Origin of the sequence: Phormidium yuhuli AB48 (assembly GCF_023983615.1) — a bacterium.
Lineage (GTDB): Bacteria > Cyanobacteriota > Cyanobacteriia > Cyanobacteriales > Geitlerinemataceae > Sodalinema > Sodalinema yuhuli.
Genome location: NZ_CP098611.1, coordinates 1,254,869 through 1,273,042, shown reverse-complemented (window position 1 = coordinate 1,273,042; position 18,174 = coordinate 1,254,869). Strand labels below are relative to the sequence as shown.

The following is an 18,174-nucleotide window of genomic DNA, read 5'->3' as shown; positions in this document are numbered from 1 at the left end:
CTTAACAATCTGGAATCATTACGCTGGATCAGAGGATGGTTTGGAAATATGAGGCAATTTGTGGCCTTAACTATTCAAGGGAGATTGTGCCAAAATTTGCACAAATGGGGGCGCGATCGCGATAATGAAGAAACGTTAACATCCGCTTATCCCAGAACGCTCCCATGACCGTAACCCCCCTCGATCGCCCCAAAGCCAGACCCAAAACCAACGACTGGCGGCTGTTTCTGCGGCTGGTTCCCTACGCCAAACGCAATCAGAATCTCCTCTGGATTGTCCTGGCCCTCTTGGCCCCCCTCGCCTTAGCCGGTTCCATTCAACCGGTTCTCGTCGGACAAACCATCTCCTTCATTCGCGGGGAACCCACCTATTTCTTCCTGGAGGGACTGACGCTCTCCCAAGGAATCACCCTCCTAGTGGGGTTACTCTTCCTGACGATGGTGGTTCGAGCCACCCTGGATGGAATCCAAGGCTTTCTGGTGCAAAAAGTGGGTCAGCGGATGACGATGCAGATTCGCAATGACCTGTTTAAACGGGTGACGTCCCTCTCATCCAGTTTCTTCGATCGCACCCCCGTCGGCCGACTCATCACTCGCCTCACCAGTGATGTGGATGCGTTGGGGGATGTCTTCTCCACCGGGGCCATCGGGATTGTCAGTGACTTAGCCACGATTCTCGTTCTCATCCTGGTCATGTTCACCGTTCAGTGGGAACTGGCCCTGATGCTGCTGTTGATGCTTATCCCCACAGCGGCGATCGTTATTTACTTTCAACAACAGTTCCGCAAAGCCAACTATCGCGCTCGTGAGGAACTCTCCCGGCTCAATTCCAATTTTCAGGAAAATATCGTCGGAATCAATATCGTGCAACTGTTTCGCCGGGAACGCTACAACGCCGAAGCCTTTCGCAGCATTAACCAAGACTATATCACCGCCGTCGATCGCACCATCTTCCATGATTCCGCTGTCTCAGCCACTCTTGAATGGGTATCTCTGGTGGCCATTGCTGGGGTTCTCTGGCTGGGGGGAGTGCGAGTGCTAGAGGGAGAGATGAACTTCGGACTTTTAGCCTCCTTTGTCCTGTTTGCACAACGTCTGTTTGACCCCTTACGCCAATTTGCAGAGAAGTTTACCTCCCTCCAATCGGGGTTTACCGCTGTCGAACGCATTAGCGACCTCCTCGATGAACCGATTGATATTCAAGACCCGGCGGGGATAGATACTCGTTCCATTGAACCGGGTCATAGTGGAGAAATTCGCTTCGAGACTGTCAGCTTTGGCTATAAACCCGATGAATATGTTTTGCATAATCTCAACTTCACCATTCATCGCGGCGAAAAAGTAGCCATTGTGGGACCGACGGGAGCGGGAAAAAGTTCGATGATTCGCCTCCTCTGTCGTCTCTATGAACCCCAACAGGGTCGCATTCTCATTGATGGAATTGATGTGCGAGACTTACGTCAGGCGGAACTACGTCAACATGTGGGGGTGATTCTTCAAGATGGTTTTGTCTTCGCCGGGGATGTGAAAAGTAATATCGCCTTGGGAGAAGAGTACGAGTTTGAGCGGATTAAAGCGGCGGCTGAACAAACCAATGTCTCCCAGTTTATTGAACAACTCCCCGATGGCTATAATACCCAACTCCGGGAGCGGGGAACCAACCTCTCGGGGGGGCAAAAGCAGTTACTAGCCTTTGCGCGGGTAGCGGTACGTGACCCGAAAATTATGGTTTTGGATGAAGCGACGGCGAATTTAGATGTCAAAACTGAAGCCTGGATTCAGGAAGCGTTGGATCGACTTCTGGAAAAACGGACCGCAATTATTATTGCACACCGTCTCTCGACGATTCGCAATGTTGATCGCATCTTGGTCTTGAAACGAGGGGAGTTGGTCGAGTCAGGGAGTCATGAGGAACTATTGCAGCAAAATGGACTCTATGCCAGTCTCTATAAGTTGCAATTATTGGAAAGTTGACGGGTCTTCTGGGTTTAGGGTGACCGGAGAATTTGTCGAACTCCAGGAACCCATCTGATGCCAAACATCACGCTGTATCTCCTAAATACCCAGGATGAAATGCAGCTATAAATCGCCCTAACTTGTCAATCTGTCCGCTATATCTTAAACCAAGTGGGACAGGTGGCGATGCCATAAAAAACCAAATTAAATAGATAGTTCTGAACAGTAATGGTATTCGTATATAGTAGAGATTGTACACCGTCTTGATAGACAAATTAACGGTTTAAAGTGTCAATCTACCAAAATTATCAAATACGGATACACTCATTATGGTAAACCTCGATGCTGTTGACCATGACTATTCAGACATCCTCTCAGATAGTTCGCTATAAACTGCTTGGGGAATGATGACCTGCCGGAACAATTCAGGTAGTAAGTCGATCTGCCCAATCAAAATCAGGTGGTTGATTGGGGAGGTATTGGAAACAATAATCATTCCGTAGCCAAAAGATTGCGAATCGCTTGGACATCCTGCTCTAAATCGTCTTCAGTATAGGGCAAATAAGCTTTCTCACGCTTAAGAAATTTGTAGGTTTCCCAACGAGAGGAAAAGTTAAGTATTTGTCGCACTTCGGCGGCTCCAATACGACCTTGACGATAGTGATCGGCAGCGATAAGTTCTAGAACTCGGCGGGAAACATTGACGGGTTGTAATTGATTGGCTATGTCGTCGGGAAGTTCAATCGTAATCTGCATGATAATTTTCTCCTTATGACCACTCATCAGTGCCTCAACCGCCCAAACTTCTCGATCGCGTGCGCCAAGCCATCCGCTTTAGGCATCTCAGTCGCAAAACCAAGAAGTTCCATACTCCACTATATCCGAGACTTCATCTTGTTTCAACAAAAACGCCACCCCAGAGAGATGGGAGTACCAGAACTCTGCGCCTCTTACTACCTCGCGGTCGATAAAAAAATGGCTGCCTCCACCCAAAACGTTGCCCTCAGTGCCTTGCTCGTTCTCTACCGCTAAGTTCTTGACCTTCCCTTGCCATACTCGGGATATTCCGGCAATTCTTAGTCATCTGAATCAAGTTCGCGAATGTTGGCAAGACAATTTACGAACTGCCGTGGTTTTGATTGTTCCTCCCTTTGTAATTCGCTATTTTATTTGGCGATGTCCAGATTTTTATGATTGGCGGGTGGGAACCTTTGTATTGCCGGAAGATGAAGATATTTATTAGAAATAATCAGACAACTAAATAATGAGTTTTGCTTTTATTGAACAAACGCCTCATGTTCCGAAGATTGCAGCCCCAGTTGTAGCGTATTAAGCACAGCCGCCAGATTATTTTGCAACAGTTGCGGCCGATTCAGCCATAATCCCGGAAAAACACGACTACGGAGAATCCCCGCCTCATCAGGAGTCAGAGACTGATAAACCCCCTCCTCCAGATAAAACCAATCCAGTTTTTCATCAAAGATTTGCCAAACCAGATATTCCTGAACCCCATTGCGTCGATAGACTCGTTTTTTGTCCCCCAAATCGATCGCCGCACGACTGGCCGCAATTTCAACCACCAATTCCGGGGAAACTTGAATAGTGTAGCTGGGGAACTACGCCCAGATGAGCGATGAAAAGCAGCAAGAATTCTTAGTAGAGCTGGGAAAAATCACAGTCGGGGTGAGGACATTACAAGCAATCAATGCGGGGACATCGCAAAGCGTGGAGCCGATGGGAGAGGAACTGGGAGACCGGATAAAGCAGCACAGCTATGGACAAGTGGATGAAACCCCATGGCTAGTCAATGGTGTAAAAGAGTGGATGTGGGTAGTGTGTGGGGTAGGATTTTGCTTATTCCACGCGGCTGAAACCCGTTCAAGGGAAGAATTAGTAAAACTATTAGGTGAGCGATTTGAAGGAGTGCTCGTCTCGGATGACTTCAGCCTGTACAACGGTTATGAGGTGAAGGCCCAACAGAAATGTCTGGCGCATCTGAGAAGACAGTTCAAAAAGGTGGGCAAGCTCAAGCCGGGGAACAATCCAGAGGTAGCGAAGGGATTCCTGGATTTGATTGATACGGCGTTTGAGCAGCACCGTCGATGGCGGGAAACCCAGGATGGGGGTGCGTACCCTGAATGGGCGCAAAGCTTTAGGAGTGAAGTGGAAGCAGCACTGGAACAGTGGCTGCCGAAGGTGGAGCATGATGCCGGCTTATTGTTGCGCTCTCTGCGCGACAAAGCAGCTAGTGGTATTTTCTGACTCATCCAGAAATTCCCCCGGATAATAATCGTGCGGAACGTTCGTTGCGGTTGACGGTGACGAAGCGGAAGGTTGGTGGTGGGTCGCGTTCGATGGCAGGTTTTGCCCAGACGGCTAGGTGGCTGAGCGTGATTCAGACCTGTCGTGCTCAGGGACGTTCAGTGATAACCTTCCTGAAGCAAGCTTTAATGGCAGCGGCGGCTCCTGAAAAGGTCTCCATGCCTTCTCTCGTCCCTGGCTGAATCCTTACGTGAGGAGTTCGGTAGCGAGAAGCCTTACTGAAATACCTAACTCCCTTGGTTTTCTAAATTTTTGTTGCTGAATGCACCATATTACTTTATCAATGCGGTATAATTAAAGGCAGAATATCGTGATTCTACATCCTCGCTTCCAATTTCTCTCTTAAGAGACTTTCAACCCATGCCGCTTGGAAAAACCGGGATAGAGTGGACTGTTGTATCTCTCCTTTAAGAGAAGCTCTTTAAGAAAAGATATGAATGCGAAGGGACTTAATTTGTTCAGTGAAGGTTTTACAAGGATTAAAACTATGTCTAAAATAAAAAAAGATGAACTTAAAACTGAGCTTTTTAGAAATGAGAACCTAGAGCCAGCGAAGCAAAAAAATGATTTTGAGATTGATGCTGGATGCTCGACTGATGATGCAATTAATGAAAAATATATTCGCGGTGATGTCAGAATTGTTACTGAGCAAGCAAGGTATCCTTTGGGAACAATCAAGGAATTAATCAATAGCGAAAAATACAAAATCGATCCTACCTTTCAAAGGAGACGGCGGTGGAATGTGGAAAGAAAGTCTAACTTGATTGAATCATTTATCATGAATATTCCCATTCCTCCTATTTTTTTATATGAAGAAGACTATGCTTCGTATGAGGTGATGGATGGACAGCAACGGCTTTCAGCAATTTATGAATTTTACGAAAATAAATATGCCCTTGAAGGCCTTCAAGAATGGAAAGAGCTAAATGGGAAAAAATACTCCGAGCTTCCAGATAGAATTAAAGCTGGTATTGATCGACGATATATTTCATCGATTATCTTATTACAAGAAACAGCTAAAACAAAAGAAGATGCCCAGCGATTAAAACAGTTAGTCTTTGATCGCATTAATAGTGGTGGCATACAACTGGAACCACAGGAATCTCGTAATGCAGTGTATGCTGGACCTTTAAATGATCTGTGTAAAGAGTTGTCTGAAAAATTGACATTAAAAAAATTATGGTTTTTCTTAGATCATGAAGAGTTAAAAGATTCAAATTCAGAAATTCTCGAAGGTAAAAACGAACAAGAATCATGGGATATTGTTTGCGAACAAAGTGAATACTATAGAAAAATGGATGATGTTGAACTGGTTTTACGTTTCTTTGCTTACCGACAACTAGACAAATTTCCGCGTAGCTTACCACTGCGAAATATCTTAGACCGTTTTTTACAGAAAGGAAATTCTTTTCCCTCCACTGTTCTTGATGAATACCGAAAATTATTCATCTCAACCATTGATCTAGTTTATGAAGTTTTGGGAAATAAAGCTTTTCAACTTTATCGTAAAGATGCAAGAGCAAGCACGGATAGCTATAAGTGGAGTCTTCAGCCACTTAAAGTTGTTTATGATCCTATTATGTACGCATTTAGCCAAAAAACAGACTATGCTGAACAACTAATTTCAGATGAGAATAAGAATGATTTTATGAAATCACTAGAGGAGCTATACAAAGAAAATGGATCTTTATTTAGTGGAAGAAAAACGACACCGACCGATACTCTCCGTCGGATGAATTTAATGTTAAACCATTTAACTGATTTTCTTTCATAAGACTCAAATTTTTTAAATCAATGTCAAAAAATAAGGCGAACCAACTCACAATTGAGGTTACTAAATTCACAACAAACTTAGGTTTGCTTGATGCGTTTATTAAAGCTAATGTTTTAAAAATGGATGACTTGTTAGGAGGTATGTCGGAGTCTAAGGACGAGAAAATTTATCGTAAAAAATTCAACTACAGTGCCATAGTCATTCTTTTATATGGGTATTTTGAGAATTTTATAGAACGTATTGCTGAGGAGTATGTTAAAGCAATAGCAGCAGTAGCTGAAAACTTTGAACAGCTACCTCGTGAGATCCAACAAAATCATTTTTCTAAGTCCATAGAACTTGCAAAAAAATCAAACTTAGATAAATATAAAAGCTTAACAAGAGATCAAATTATTGCTAATTTATTCTCTTGTCAAAATATTCAATCTAAAGAGTTTACCGTAAATGTGAAAGCGTATTCTGTGCACAATGCAAATTTTAGATGTAATACCATTGATGCAATTTTTGCTGATGTTGGAGTTAAAAGAATTAATGAAGAAATCATTAATGAGGATGATTTTTTTAGCTATTTAAAAAAAAGTGATGATACAGACTTCCAACTGGGTAAGTCGAAAGATTTTTTTCTGAAGGCTTCTAGGTTAAAACTTGAACAAACATTGGAAGAAATAGCTCAGAGGCGAAATGAAATTGCACATGGTGCAGAAGTCGATGATATTTTAAGCCCGGAGATCTTACAAACTAAATATATTGATTTTCTAAAGCAGTATGCACAATCTTTGGAACAAGTATTGCAAGCATCCTTTGAGAGGATTTTAATTGCATATGAACTCAAAAACTATATTCAGATAGGTCGACCGGTCAAGACTTGGCAAAAAGGCTATGTTGTGGGTTTTTCAGATGTTTCTATTGATATCAAATCAAGGATAGTAGTTGGAGATGAGGTAATGATTGAAACCTCAAAAAAACAATCCAAAGAGTATAAAAAGGTCAAAATATTAGAAATAAGGGTTTTTCAAAAAACTCAAGACTTTGATGAGGTAATTATTAAAACCTCAAAAAAACAATCCAAAGAGTATAAAAATGTTTCTCAACTTGAACTATCTGCAGCGCCATTGTCATTTACACTCAAACTAGATCAAAAAATCAAGAAAAATCATGTTGTATTTGTTGAAAAATCATCCGTAAGGATTCAGGTGGGGGAGGTGACAAATGGCGAAAAGCGGCTAGGAAGCCTATCAGGGTAATCGCATCTAACTTGGTATAGATTGTACTTGACAAAAGAGCTAGAATGGGGAGAGTGAGGAGTTGTGACAATTAAGACAGTAGGAGATAAGGTGAAAGAGCTTTCAGGGAAAAGTCTATCCTTCATGAATGTAGAAAGACCCCATGGCTCAAGAATTTGGTCAACGGGTGCTGACTCGTGAGAGCAGCCGAGAGATAAAGATTTTAAGGGGAAGCGTCCTCCAGCATTTTCCAAACCTGAGAGACCCCCGTGTGAAACGAACTCAACACCATAGTTTAGTGTCGATTGTCAGTCAATCAGGATTGCGATCGCCCAAACGCCTCATGTTCCGAAGATTGCAGCCCCAGTTGTAGCGTATTAAGCACAGCCGCCAGATTATTTTGCAACAGTTGCGGGCGATTCAGCCATAATCCCGGAAAAACACGACTACGGAGAATCCCCGCCTCATCAGGAGTCAGAGACTGATAAACCCCCTCCTCCAGATAAAACCAATCCAGTTTTTCATCAAAGATTTGCCAAACCAGATATTCCTGAACCCCATTGCGTCGATACACCCGTTTTTTGTCCCCCAAATCGATCGCCGCACTACTCGCCGCAATTTCAACCACCAGTTCCGGGGCCCCCTGAATATACCCCTCCTGACTCAGTTGAGAACCCCCACCGGGAATCAACAACACACCATCGGGTTGAAACTCATTGTCAGCATCGAGGCGAACCGTGGGTTCAATGCCCATCGCTGCGTTGGGAGTAGCGAACTGATATACTCCTAACCAGGTAATGAGACGACCATGGGGTTCGGCATGAGTGGTAAACCGTAGCGGCGAGGCCATATACACAACTCCTTCCACTAATTCCGCTTTCTGATGTTGGGGCATCGCCGCGTAACGTCGCTCAAATTCACGGTAGCTGAGGCGATCGCCATTTTCCAAGGGTGGACAGAGTTGAGTCTGAAGTGCCATGGTGGTGTTCAACCCTAGACTGGGGACTCTTCTATTATGGCAACGGAATCATCCCGGCCAAGGGAGAGTCTGCCAAGACATCCAGGATAATCCGAACCTTTCCCCGACATCCGGTATGGTTGAGCCGTGGCGATCGCAGACAATCCACCCGTCATAAGACATAATGGATGATAGGAGTTCGCGAGTCCTGTTTTATGGTGTTCCCCCCCAATTCCGATGCCGCTATCCTCAAGGATTTGTTTAATTCGTTTAAACCGGATTCACCACTAGAACCGGGAGATCCTCGCTATGTGGATTTTCAGGAGGTACGGGGGGATGAAGATATTTTGACTGAGTTGGGAGGCTATATCCTAAAAGAAGAGGATAATACCTATCAACTCTATTCAGGACATCGTGGTAGTGGTAAGTCCACAGAACTTAAGCGATTAGCAGCCTATTTAGAACGGCAGGGTTGTGTAGTCGTTTATTTTGCGGCGGCGACTGAAGATGCCGGGGACTTGAGTTTTCAAGATACTCAGTACCAGGATATTTTGCTCTCCTGTACCCGACAGTTACTGGAGAAGTTACAGGATGACGTAGATTATTCCCCGATTTGGCATTGGTTAGAGGCGCGATGGGAAACCCTCAAAGAGTTAGCTTTGACGGATGTCTCACTGAATCAGATTAACATACAAGTTGCGATTCCTTTACTTTCAAAAATTACCGCAGCGGTACGGACAGAACCCAATAAACGGGATGAAATTCGTAAGCTTGTTGAAGCCAATACTGAGTCTTTGGTCAAGGCACTCAATGCGTTTATTGATAATGCCAAACAACAGTTAAAATCTGGAAATAATCGCATTGTTATTATTGCTGATAATTTAGACCGAATTGCTCAGATTGAAGAGCCAGACAAGATGACAAACTTAGAAGAAATCTTCATCAATCGCTCTGAATTAATGCGCTCTCTGAATTGTCACATGGTCTATACTGCACCCATTTCACTACTCTATTCTCGCTCAGCCAGCAATTTACAAGATATCTATGGAAAACCGCAAATTTTACCGATGGTGATGGTGCAGAATCGCGATGGGGAAGCCGTGGATGAAGGAATCCAACAATTACGCTTAGCGATGGAACGGCGGGTGATGGAACAGGTTGATGGATTATCGCTGGTTCCTGATGTGTTTGAAGCTGAGGCGGTTGTAGTGTTGCTATGTTTAAGCTGCGGGGGACATTTGCGGGATTTAATGCACATCATCCGCAATGCTATTAACCGCACCTCTGAACTGCCGATCCGGATGAAACAAGTTAAGCGGGCGATCGCCGATTTTCGGCCAGCTTATTTAGATGCGGTGCTGGAACACGAATGGGACCTTTTATTTCAGGTTCATCAGAATAAGACTCGGCTGAATGATTTGGATGGATTATATCGCGCTTTATTGGGACGGCGTTGTATTTTGGAATATCGCTTTTTTGATGAAGTGGAAGAGGATGTCGTCCGCTGGTATGATGTGCATCCCTTGATTCGGGGTTCGAAGCCATTTCGAGAGCGTTGGGCGGTGTTTTCTAAGGGTGATTCTGAGGGTTAAGGCAATGAATGTTGAAGACTTGATTAGTTGGGATGAGGCAGAACTTGAGCCTGAAAGTCAGGAGGAGGTTTTGAGGCTTTTGTTACGGGCGATCGCCAATAATGAGGGGGCTGGTTTTTGTTTTGTACAAGCTTCGCCACAGCAAGGGGAAACGGTTTTGCAGCGGCTAAAATCAAAATTTCGGCGTGTCTCAGTGTTAGATCTCAATCGCCAGTCACAGTCGTTGTATCCCGAGGCCATGGAACGTTGGCAACGGGAACGGTTTGATGTGTTAGTGGTTCGTGGTTTAGATCAGGCTATTTTAGGCTATGAGGATACGAAACGCGCTTTAGGTTGGGAAACTCATGATTTACATCAATACGATCCTCGGGATATTCCGGCAATTCTCAGCCATTTAAATCAAGTTCGCGAATGTTGGCGAGACAATTTACGAAGTGCTGTGGTATTTATTATTCCTCCCTTCGTGATTCGGTATTTAATTCTGCGATGTCCAGATTTTTATGATTGGCGATTGGGAACATTCATATTGCCAAAAAATGAGGAGATGTATCAGGAGCAATTAAACAACTGGATGAGAATTTCTAGTTTAAATGAGTATATGGAATTACCGAAAGCTTTACGACTAGAGAAAATTCGAGAACTTCGAGATTCTTTAGAAGATGATAATTTAACTGATATTCAAAAAGCAAAATTAGCACAAAAGCAAGGTTGGTTATTTCAAATCAATAATGACTATTCTCTGGCATTGTCTTGCTACAATAAATCAATAAAATTTAATTCTTTTGACTCAGAAATATGGAAAGATCATGCTCTTAACCTGTATTTTTTGGAGCGCTGGGAGGAAGCTGTTGCTAGTTTAGATAAATCCTTAGGATATCAACCAGATAACTCCCTAGCTTGGTTTGGTCGTGGTGTGTGTCTCGGTTGGATGAAACGTAGAAAAGAAGCACTTGCCAGTTATGATAAAGCCTTAGAGTACAAGCCTGATAACTATCACGCTTGGTACGAGCGTGGTGTGTGTCTCGGTTGGATGAAACGTAGAAAAGAAGCACTTGCCAGTTATGATAAAGCCTTAGAGTACGAGCCTGATAACTATCACGCTTGGTGCGAGCGTGGTCTGTGTCTCATGAAACTGGGACGAAGGAAAGAAGCCCTTGCTAGTTATGATAAAGCCTTAGAGTATGAACCTGAGTATTATAGAGCTTGGTTTGGGCGTGGTGTATGTCTCATGAAACCTAGACGCAGAAGAGAAGCCCTTGCTAGTTATGATAAAGCCTTAGAGTATCAACCTGAGTACTCTCAAGCTTGGTGCTGGCGTGGTGTGTGTCTCATGAAACTTAGACGAAGGAAAGAAGCCCTTGCTAGTTATGATAAAGCCTTAGAGTATCAACCTGAGTACTCTCAAGCTTGGTGCTGGCGTGGTGTGTGTCTCATGAAACTTAGACGACAGAAAGAAGCCCTTGCTAGTTACAATAAAGCTTTAGAGTATCAACCTGAGGACTATAGAGCTTGGTTCGAACGTGGTAAGTGTCTCAGGGCGCTAGAACGTTCAGAGGAAGCGATCGCAAGTTTCCAAAAAGCCCTAAACAACAAACCGAATATCTACTTCGCCTGTCTTATCCGCATAATTCTCCTGTTCACGCGAAAGTAATTAAGCATCTTATATCTAATTTCCAATACCCGATCGCACAAACGCCTCATGTTCCGAAGATTGCAGCCTCAGTTGTAGCGTATTAAGCACAGCCGCCAGATTATTTTGCAACAGTTGCGGCTCATTCAACCATAATCCCGGAAAAACACGACTACAGAGAATCCCCGCCTCATCAGGAGTCAGAGACTGATAAACCCCCTCCTCCAGATAAAACCAATCTAGTTTTTCATCAAAGATTTGCCAAACCAGATATTCCTGAACCCCATTACGTCGATACACCCGTTTTTTGTCCCCTAAATCAATCGCCGCACTACTCGCCGCAATCTCAACCACCAGTTCCGGGGCCCCCTGAATATACCCCTCTTGACTCAGTTGAGAACCCCCACCGGGAATCAACAACACACCATCGGGTTGAAACTCATTGTCAGCATCCAGGCGAACCGTGGGTTCAATGCCGATTTCCGTGGGTGGGGTTGCCATCTTATAAGTCCAGAGCAATCCCATCAAATCGGCGTGAGGCTTAGCATGAGTGGTAAACCGTAGCGGCGAGGCCATATACACAACTCCTTCCACTAATTCCGCTTTCTGATGTTGGGGCATCGCCGCGTAACGTCGCTCAAATTCACGGTAGCTGAGACGATCGCCATTTTCCAAGGGTGGACAAATCTGAGTCTGAAGTGCCATGGTGGTGTTCAACCCTAGACTGGGGACTCTTCTATTATGGCAAGGGAATCATCCCGGCCAAGGGAGAGTCCGCCAAGACCTCCAGGAGAATCCAGACCCTTTCCCGAAATCCGGTATAGTTGGGAAGGTGCAAACCGTGCCGAAGTGTTGTCGAATTAAGGGGTTCAGCCGTGGCGATCGTTGCAATTGCCAGTCCGAAGGGGGGCGTGGGAAAAACAACCTCCACTATCGCACTGGGGGGATTATTAGCTCAAAGTCAAAGTTGTTTGGCCGTGGACTTAGACCCCCAGGGCAATCTCACCATGGGATTTGGCATCGACATGGAAAAAGACCAAATCGGGAGTTACGACGTGATGACGCGCCAGGAAACCCCCGAAGAACCGATTATTGAGACGGAGATGGGCCTGCATATTTTGCCCACGGATAGCACTCTGGCCAGAGCAGAAAACGAAATTTCCGAGGATCCCAAACGGTTTTTTGTCCTCAAAGAGCAACTCAAATCCCTTCAAAACCGTTATACCAACATTCTCATCGACTGTCCCCCTAATATGGGATTGCTGACACTCAATGCCTTGGCGGCGGCGGATGCGGTGTTAGTCCCCGTGCAATGTCAGTATTATTCCTTGCGGGGCCTCGATCGCCTCTTTGATGAAATCTCCGATATCCGCAAAACCTATAATCTGCGTTTGCGATTGCTGGGAGTCTTACCCACAATGGCAGAAAACACCCTCATGACGCGGCGCGTGTTGGAGGAACTGAAAAAACGCCATCATCAGGTCACTATCTTTAAACCCGTTCCCAAATCCATCCAGTTCGCCGAAGCTAGTTTTGTGGGACAACCCATCCACCACTTCAGCCGCAATCGTAAACTCATTGAACCCTATGAACGGGTGATTCGGGCGATCGCCCCCCAAACCCAAAATACTCCCAAGGAATATCTCCTCTAACAAATCCTCGGCAACTGTTCCCCACTTAATAAATCTACCGTTCGCAGAGAACCAATCTCACTCATCATAGTGACCGGAGGTTTGCTGGTTTCCGTGACAACGCCAATCTCAGCGGCCCCGTCCCCCAAACACTCTAACGCCGCCTCAGCCTGCTGGGAAGGAACAATGGCGATAAAGCGCCCCTCATTGGCTAAATATAAAGGGTCAAAGCCGAGAATTTCACAGGCCCCCTGAACATCATCGCGGACGGCGATCGCCCTTTCATCCAGGCGAACCCCCAGATTCGCCGCCACCGCAATCTCATTTAAGGCACTCGCCAAGCCACCTCGGGTTAAATCCCGCAGACAATGCACCTCAATTCCCGCATCTAGCAGGGCCAACACGTCCGCCGCCACCGGGGCCGAGTCACTTTCAATAGCCGTCTCAAACATTAACCCCTCGCGAACCGCCATAATGGCAATGCCATGACGGCCAATGTCACCATTGACTAACACCACATCTCCCACTTGCACTTGACTCGGGGAAATGGTGCGATCGCCCCTCACCACCCCTACACCAGCAGTATTAATAAAGATGCCATCTCCCTTACCGCGATCGACAACCTTCGTATCTCCCGTCACAATCCGAACCCCCGCCGTCTTCGCCGCCGCCGCCATCGATTGCACCACTTGCCAGAGAATCGACATCGGCAGGCCTTCCTCTAAAATGAATCCCGCCGTGAGATATTGAGGCTGGGCCCCCGCCATCGCTAAATCATTGACCGTTCCATACACCGCCATTGAACCAATATCGCCTCCCGGGAAGAACAGAGGATGAACCACATAAGAATCCGTCGTTAAGGCAATGCGATCGCCCCCCAAACTCAACGTCGCCGCATCATGCTGCACCTGTTCAGCGCCGCCAAATGCCGGTAAAAAGACCTGATTAATAAGTTGTTGCATCAACCGTCCTCCCCCACCGTGAGCTAGTAGCACATGGGGGTATTGCTCAATCGGCAGAGGGCAAGACAGAGAGGCGACATCAAAATCACTCATTGTTCTTAATGAATTTTTATATACAAATCTTACTTATCGTAACAAGAAAATTGGGATGATTTTTGTAAATTAACTTGAGTTTTAGTTGATTTTCTTCGATATACTGCTCACAATAGATGCAGTTCTCGCCATTACGTTCAAGGAAGAAAAACAACCTTTGTGTTACTTAAGCGAATCTTAAAGATTTCCTAATCTTTGCCATTAGAAAACAGTAGCACAGATAGCAGATTTATTGCTCCCCTCCCAGGAGCGATCGCCCAAAAACTCGAACCTACGCTCCATTTGCTCCCGAGGGCGATCGCCCCAGTCCAACCGCAACCCGAGGAAACACGAATGACTGCCACCCGGACCTCACCCCCCGCAAAATCCTCCGAAAAAGCCCCGGCCAAAGACGGCAAACCCGATAAACGCTTCAAAGTTCTAGACATCACGATGAAGCGTAACCAATATCGACAAGACGCGCTCATCGAAATCCTCCACAAAGCCCAAGAAGCCTTTGGCTTTCTTGAAGAAGATGTCCTCAGCTACATCGCCCACAAACTGCAACTACCCCTCTCCCAAGTCTACGGCGTTGCCACCTTCTACCATCTCTTCTCCCTCAAACCCAGCGGGGCCCATACCTGCGTCGTCTGTCTAGGAACCGCCTGTTACGTCAAAGGGGGCGGCGACATCCTCAAAGCCGTCGAAGGAGATGTAGGCATTGCCGCTGGTGAAACCACCGAAGACGGGCAAGTTTCCATTGTCACCGCTCGTTGCATTGGGGCTTGTGGCATTGCCCCCGCCGTCGTCTATGACGGCAAAGTCGCCGGCCAACAAACCCCCGAACAAACCTGCGATCGCATCCATAGCTGGCAACAAGAAGACAGCTAAGCCAGCCCCCTTGCTACGATACCCTTAACGATTAAGCGCCATGGAACGAGCCGAACTCTTAGAACAGGCCACCGCCGCCAAACAAGCCCAGAAACGCATCCGCGTCCACTGCTGCACCTCCACCGGTTGCCAAGCCTCCCAATCTGTTGACGTCAAAAAACAACTCGACGCCGCCATCAAAACCCACAACCTAGACGATACCGTCGAAGCCGTCGGTGTGGGCTGCATGGGATTCTGTGGTCAAGGGCCGATGGTAGAAGTCGAAGATGCCGAGGCCCCAAGCGAGAAAAAACACTATCAGAAAGTCACCCCCGAACAGGCTGATAGCATCATCGGTAGCCTCAACGGTTCCGGGGAAGCCGACGCCATCCAAGGGGACCCCAACCACCCCTTCTTCAGCCGTCAACTCCTCATCGTCCGCGAACATAGCGGCCGCATCGATCCCGAACGCATCGACGAATATCTCGCCGTCGGCGGCTACCAAGCCCTGCATCACGCCCTCTATGAAATGACCCCCGCCGAGGTAGTCCAAGACATCACCCAATCCGGATTACGGGGACGAGGCGGGGCTGGCTATCCTACCGGCTTAAAATGGGCCACCGTCGCCAAAATGCCCCCCGGACAGAAATACATCATCTGTAACGCCGACGAAGGAGATCCTGGGGCATTTATGGATCGTAGCGTCCTAGAAAGCGACCCCCATCGCATTTTAGAAGGGATGGCGATCGCCGGCTATGCCGTCGGTGCGACCCAAGGCTATATCTACGTTCGCGCCGAATATCCCCTCGCCATCACCCGGCTGCAAAAAGCCATCCAGCAAGCCAAACGCAAACATTGTCTGGGGGCGCAAATCTTCGACTCTCCTGTAGACTTTAGCGTCGAAATCCGAGTCGGGGCCGGCGCCTTCGTCTGTGGCGAAGAAACCGCCCTCATCGCCTCCGTCGAAGGAGGACGAGGCAATCCCCGTCCTCGTCCCCCCTATCCCGCCGTCTCCGGCCTCCACGGCTGTCCCACCCTCATCAACAACGTTGAAACCCTAGGGAACATCGCCCCCATCATTCGCAACGGGGCCGAGTGGTTTGCCGGAATTGGCACCGAACGCAGTAAAGGCACCAAAATCTTCTCCCTCACCGGCAAAATCCGCAACAACGGACTGATTGAAGTTCCCATGGGAATTACCCTGCGCGAAATTGTCGAAGAGATGGGAGGCGGCGTTCCCGGCGGTAACAGCGTCAAAGCCATTCAAACCGGCGGTCCCTCGGGCGGTTGCATTCCCGATCGCGAACTCGACACCCCCGTCGATTATGACTCCCTGCGAGACCTCGGGTCGATGATGGGGTCAGGAGGCATGGTGGTCATGGACGACGACACCAGCATGGTACAAGTCGCCCAATTCTACATGGAATTTTGCCGAGGCGAAACCTGTGGCAAGTGTATCCCCTGTCGCGCCGGGACCGTACAGATGTATCAACTCCTCACCAAACTCCTAGACGAAAAAGCCACCAAACGGGACTTAGATCGACTCAAAGAACTCTGCGGCATGGTTCAAGCCACCAGTCTCTGCGGCCTCGGCCAAACCGCCCCCAACCCCGTCCTCAGCACCCTCCATTACTTTGAACAAGAGTACCTAGACCTCCTCCAACCCGATCCCATCACCGTCGCCGCCAACAGTCGAAGCTAACCCCCCCAGGAGGGGCAGGGGTGGGTTCTCCCTCTTGCCATCCCCTCCTGGGAGGGGCAGGGGTGGGTTCCCCCTCTTGCCTCTTGCCTCTTGCCTTTTGCCTCTTGCCTTTTGCCTCTTGCCTTTTGCCTTTTGCCTTAATTACCTATGTCTGTCGTCACCCTAAAAATCAACGATATCGACGTAGCTGCCGAAGCCGGTAAAACGGTTTTGGATGCTGCCCGTGAAGCGGGAATCCGGATTCCCACCCTCTGTCACCTCGATGGCGTTTCCGATGTGGGCGCCTGTCGTCTCTGCTTAGTGGAAATCAAAGGGATTCCTAAACTCCTCCCCGCCTGCGTCACAGAAGTGAGCGAGGGGATGGACGTCACCACCCATACCCCCCAGTTAGACGAGTATCGCCGCATGACCGTGGAAATGCTCTTTTCCGAGGGAAATCATGTCTGCGCCGTCTGTGTCGCCAACGAGAACTGTGAATTGCAAGATGTGGCCATTGAAGTGGGGATGGATCACAGTCGCTTTACCTATCGTTTCCCGGAACGGGGCGTAGATATCTCCCATCCCCAATTTGGCATCGACCATAACCGCTGTATCCTCTGCACCCGTTGCGTGCGTGTCTGCGATGAAATCGAAGGCGCTCATGTTTGGGATGTCGCCGGACGCGGGGCGGCGGCCAAAGTGGTGACAGGGTTGAGTCAACCCTGGGGCGATGTCGATGCCTGTACCGCCTGCGGGAAATGTGTTGATGCCTGTCCCACAGGGTCGATTTTCCGTAAGGGAAGTACCGCCTCCGAACTGGAACGCGATCGCGGCAAACTGGAATTTTTAGTCAAAGCACGGGAAGAAAATCAATGGACACGGTAAACAAGAAAGTAAAACTGGCAACGATTTGGCTAGCGGGCTGTTCCGGCTGTCATATGTCCTTCCTGGACTTGGACGAATGGCTCTTTGAAGTGGCCAAGTTCGCCGATATTGTCTATAGTCCCGTTGGTTCCGATATCAAAGACTATCCCGAGAATGTGGATGTCTGTTTGGTGGAAGGGGCTGTGGCCAATGAAGAAAACCTAGAACTGTTGTACAAAGTTCGCCAACGCACCAAGTTTGTCATTTCCTTCGGCGATTGTGCCGTCACGGCCAACGTCCCCGCCATGCGCAATATGTTAGGCAGTTCCGAGCCAGTTCTCAAACGCTGCTACCTCGAACTCGGGGACCAAACCGCTCAACTCCCCCATGAACCGGGGATTGTCCCAGAATTGCTCGATCGCGTCCGTCCGATTCATGAGTTGGTGGATATTGACCTATTTATCCCCGGCTGTCCCCCCTCCGCCCCTCGCATCCAAGCGGCGATCGAACCACTACTAAAAGGAGAACAGCCCGTCATGGAAGGGCGCTCAATGATTAAGTTCGGCTAAATCATTGCCATTCCCTGGGAAGGGCTAAGCATAGGTTCTGGTTCTCCCTACTGCCGATTGCCTTCCCCTCC

At 47.5% G+C, this 18,174-nt stretch carries 19 protein-coding genes and 1 pseudogene; 14 read left to right on the top strand and 6 right to left on the bottom strand.

Features of this window, described 5'->3' with window-relative positions:
• The first annotated feature begins 164 nt into the window (after positions 1-164).
• Positions 165-1,973 carry an ABC transporter ATP-binding protein gene (locus NEA10_RS05515; RefSeq protein ID WP_252664254.1) on the top strand — a complete coding sequence of 603 codons (1,809 nt, stop codon included), beginning with the start codon at positions 165-167 and terminating at the stop codon, positions 1,971-1,973.
• A gap of 340 nt (positions 1,974-2,313) precedes the next feature.
• Here NEA10_RS05515 and NEA10_RS21210 read toward each other — a convergent pair whose 3' ends face one another.
• Together NEA10_RS21210 and NEA10_RS05510 are read right to left on the bottom strand one after the other, a co-directional pair.
• Positions 2,314-2,451: a PIN domain-containing protein gene (locus tag NEA10_RS21210; RefSeq protein ID WP_508506406.1), complete on the bottom strand. Its 138-nt coding sequence runs from the start codon at positions 2,449-2,451 to the stop codon at positions 2,314-2,316.
• A complete protein-coding gene (locus NEA10_RS05510; protein WP_008057519.1) occupies positions 2,448-2,711 on the bottom strand; it encodes a UPF0175 family protein in 264 nt (87 codons plus the stop codon). Before NEA10_RS05510 ends, NEA10_RS21210 begins: the two co-directional genes overlap by 4 nt.
• Positions 2,712-2,849: 138 nt before the next feature.
• On the opposite strand from NEA10_RS05510, the gene NEA10_RS05505 reads away from it, so the two are divergent.
• The gene (locus NEA10_RS05505) at positions 2,850-2,987 is read left to right on the top strand and encodes a phage integrase N-terminal SAM-like domain-containing protein (RefSeq protein ID WP_252664253.1); all 138 of its coding nucleotides are present in this window, start codon (positions 2,850-2,852) and stop codon (positions 2,985-2,987) included.
• A gap of 4 nt (positions 2,988-2,991) precedes the next feature.
• On the top strand, positions 2,992-3,198 hold the full coding sequence (locus NEA10_RS05500) for a hypothetical protein (RefSeq protein WP_252664252.1): 207 nt from the start codon (positions 2,992-2,994) through the stop codon (positions 3,196-3,198).
• 34 nt (positions 3,199-3,232) lie between these two features.
• Here NEA10_RS05500 and NEA10_RS05495 read toward each other — a convergent pair.
• Positions 3,233-3,556, bottom strand: a pseudogene (locus NEA10_RS05495) (Uma2 family endonuclease); the annotation flags it as partial.
• 25 nt (positions 3,557-3,581) lie between these two features.
• Between NEA10_RS05495 and NEA10_RS05490 the strand changes: the two are divergent.
• The 4 genes from NEA10_RS05490 (at position 3,582) to NEA10_RS05480 (ending at position 7,295) form a co-directional block, all read left to right on the top strand.
• Complete coding sequence (locus NEA10_RS05490; RefSeq protein WP_252664251.1) at positions 3,582-4,217, top strand: IS66 family transposase; 636 nt, start codon at positions 3,582-3,584, stop codon at positions 4,215-4,217.
• Positions 4,214-4,459 (top strand): hypothetical protein, encoded by a 246-nt coding sequence (locus NEA10_RS21065; protein WP_374111895.1) that lies wholly within the window; start codon positions 4,214-4,216, stop codon positions 4,457-4,459. Before NEA10_RS05490 ends, NEA10_RS21065 begins: the two co-directional genes overlap by 4 nt.
• Positions 4,460-4,764: 305 nt before the next feature.
• Positions 4,765-6,051 carry a DUF262 domain-containing protein gene (locus NEA10_RS05485; RefSeq protein WP_252664250.1) on the top strand — a complete coding sequence of 429 codons (1,287 nt, stop codon included), beginning with the start codon at positions 4,765-4,767 and terminating at the stop codon, positions 6,049-6,051.
• Positions 6,052-6,071: 20 nt separating this feature from the next.
• Positions 6,072-7,295 (top strand): MAE_28990/MAE_18760 family HEPN-like nuclease, encoded by a 1,224-nt coding sequence (locus NEA10_RS05480; protein ID WP_252664249.1) that lies wholly within the window; start codon positions 6,072-6,074, stop codon positions 7,293-7,295.
• Between the two features lie 295 nt (positions 7,296-7,590).
• On the opposite strand, the gene NEA10_RS05475 is transcribed toward NEA10_RS05480, so the two are convergent.
• Entirely contained in the window at positions 7,591-8,253 is a 663-nt protein-coding gene (locus tag NEA10_RS05475; RefSeq protein ID WP_252664248.1) for a Uma2 family endonuclease, read from the bottom strand.
• Positions 8,254-8,420: 167 nt separating this feature from the next.
• Here NEA10_RS05475 and NEA10_RS05470 point away from each other — a divergent pair, with 167 nt between their 5' ends.
• Both NEA10_RS05470 and NEA10_RS05465 read left to right on the top strand, forming a co-directional pair.
• Positions 8,421-9,824 (top strand): P-loop NTPase fold protein, encoded by a 1,404-nt coding sequence (locus NEA10_RS05470; protein WP_252664247.1) that lies wholly within the window; start codon positions 8,421-8,423, stop codon positions 9,822-9,824.
• 4 nt (positions 9,825-9,828) lie between these two features.
• Positions 9,829-11,475: a tetratricopeptide repeat protein gene (locus NEA10_RS05465; RefSeq protein ID WP_252664246.1), complete on the top strand. Its 1,647-nt coding sequence runs from the start codon at positions 9,829-9,831 to the stop codon at positions 11,473-11,475.
• A 15-nt stretch (positions 11,476-11,490) separates the two neighbouring features.
• Here NEA10_RS05465 and NEA10_RS05460 read toward each other — a convergent pair whose 3' ends face one another.
• Positions 11,491-12,159: a Uma2 family endonuclease gene (locus tag NEA10_RS05460; RefSeq protein ID WP_252664245.1), complete on the bottom strand. Its 669-nt coding sequence runs from the start codon at positions 12,157-12,159 to the stop codon at positions 11,491-11,493.
• 170 nt (positions 12,160-12,329) lie between these two features.
• On the opposite strand from NEA10_RS05460, the gene NEA10_RS05455 reads away from it, so the two are divergent.
• A complete protein-coding gene (locus NEA10_RS05455; RefSeq protein WP_252664244.1) occupies positions 12,330-13,106 on the top strand; it encodes a ParA family protein in 777 nt (258 codons plus the stop codon).
• Here NEA10_RS05455 and hypE read toward each other — a convergent pair.
• Complete coding sequence (gene hypE / locus NEA10_RS05450) at positions 13,103-14,140, bottom strand: hydrogenase expression/formation protein HypE (protein ID WP_252664243.1); 1,038 nt, start codon at positions 14,138-14,140, stop codon at positions 13,103-13,105. The two genes, NEA10_RS05455 and hypE, sit on opposite strands and share 4 nt — an antisense overlap.
• A 333-nt stretch (positions 14,141-14,473) precedes the next feature.
• Here hypE and hoxE point away from each other — a divergent pair, with 333 nt between their 5' ends.
• The 4 genes from hoxE (at position 14,474) to NEA10_RS05430 (ending at position 18,103) form a co-directional block, all read left to right on the top strand.
• Positions 14,474-15,010 carry a bidirectional hydrogenase complex protein HoxE gene (hoxE, locus tag NEA10_RS05445; protein ID WP_252665298.1) on the top strand — a complete coding sequence of 179 codons (537 nt, stop codon included), beginning with the start codon at positions 14,474-14,476 and terminating at the stop codon, positions 15,008-15,010.
• A gap of 40 nt (positions 15,011-15,050) precedes the next feature.
• Positions 15,051-16,691 carry a NuoF family protein gene (locus NEA10_RS05440; RefSeq protein WP_252664242.1) on the top strand — a complete coding sequence of 547 codons (1,641 nt, stop codon included), beginning with the start codon at positions 15,051-15,053 and terminating at the stop codon, positions 16,689-16,691.
• Between the two features lie 147 nt (positions 16,692-16,838).
• The gene (gene hoxU / locus NEA10_RS05435; protein WP_252664241.1) at positions 16,839-17,555 is read left to right on the top strand and encodes a bidirectional hydrogenase complex protein HoxU; all 717 of its coding nucleotides are present in this window, start codon (positions 16,839-16,841) and stop codon (positions 17,553-17,555) included.
• Positions 17,543-18,103, top strand: coding sequence for an NADH-quinone oxidoreductase subunit B family protein (locus tag NEA10_RS05430; protein WP_252664240.1), 561 nt, complete (start codon positions 17,543-17,545; stop codon positions 18,101-18,103). Before hoxU ends, NEA10_RS05430 begins: the two co-directional genes overlap by 13 nt.
• Positions 18,104-18,174 lie beyond the last annotated feature (71 nt).

Excerpts from the sequence above, each read along its gene's own strand:
- NEA10_RS05515 (WP_252664254.1), top strand. The coding sequence starts at position 165 with ATGACCGTAACCCCCCTCGATCGCCCCAAAGCCAGACCCAAAACCAAC.
- NEA10_RS21210 (WP_508506406.1), bottom strand. The coding sequence starts at position 2,451 with ATGATTATTGTTTCCAATACCTCCCCAATCAACCACCTGATTTTGATT.
- NEA10_RS05510 (WP_008057519.1), bottom strand. The coding sequence starts at position 2,711 with ATGCAGATTACGATTGAACTTCCCGACGACATAGCCAATCAATTACAA.
- NEA10_RS05490 (WP_252664251.1), top strand. The coding sequence starts at position 3,582 with ATGAGCGATGAAAAGCAGCAAGAATTCTTAGTAGAGCTGGGAAAAATC.
- NEA10_RS05485 (WP_252664250.1), top strand. The coding sequence starts at position 4,765 with ATGTCTAAAATAAAAAAAGATGAACTTAAAACTGAGCTTTTTAGAAAT.
- NEA10_RS05480 (WP_252664249.1), top strand. The coding sequence starts at position 6,072 with ATGTCAAAAAATAAGGCGAACCAACTCACAATTGAGGTTACTAAATTC.
- NEA10_RS05475 (WP_252664248.1), bottom strand. The coding sequence starts at position 8,253 with ATGGCACTTCAGACTCAACTCTGTCCACCCTTGGAAAATGGCGATCGC.
- NEA10_RS05470 (WP_252664247.1), top strand. The coding sequence starts at position 8,421 with ATGATAGGAGTTCGCGAGTCCTGTTTTATGGTGTTCCCCCCCAATTCC.
- NEA10_RS05465 (WP_252664246.1), top strand. The coding sequence starts at position 9,829 with ATGAATGTTGAAGACTTGATTAGTTGGGATGAGGCAGAACTTGAGCCT.
- NEA10_RS05460 (WP_252664245.1), bottom strand. The coding sequence starts at position 12,159 with ATGGCACTTCAGACTCAGATTTGTCCACCCTTGGAAAATGGCGATCGT.
- hypE (WP_252664243.1), bottom strand. The coding sequence starts at position 14,140 with ATGAGTGATTTTGATGTCGCCTCTCTGTCTTGCCCTCTGCCGATTGAG.
- hoxE (WP_252665298.1), top strand. The coding sequence starts at position 14,474 with ATGACTGCCACCCGGACCTCACCCCCCGCAAAATCCTCCGAAAAAGCC.
- NEA10_RS05440 (WP_252664242.1), top strand. The coding sequence starts at position 15,051 with ATGGAACGAGCCGAACTCTTAGAACAGGCCACCGCCGCCAAACAAGCC.
- hoxU (WP_252664241.1), top strand. The coding sequence starts at position 16,839 with ATGTCTGTCGTCACCCTAAAAATCAACGATATCGACGTAGCTGCCGAA.
- NEA10_RS05430 (WP_252664240.1), top strand. The coding sequence starts at position 17,543 with ATGGACACGGTAAACAAGAAAGTAAAACTGGCAACGATTTGGCTAGCG.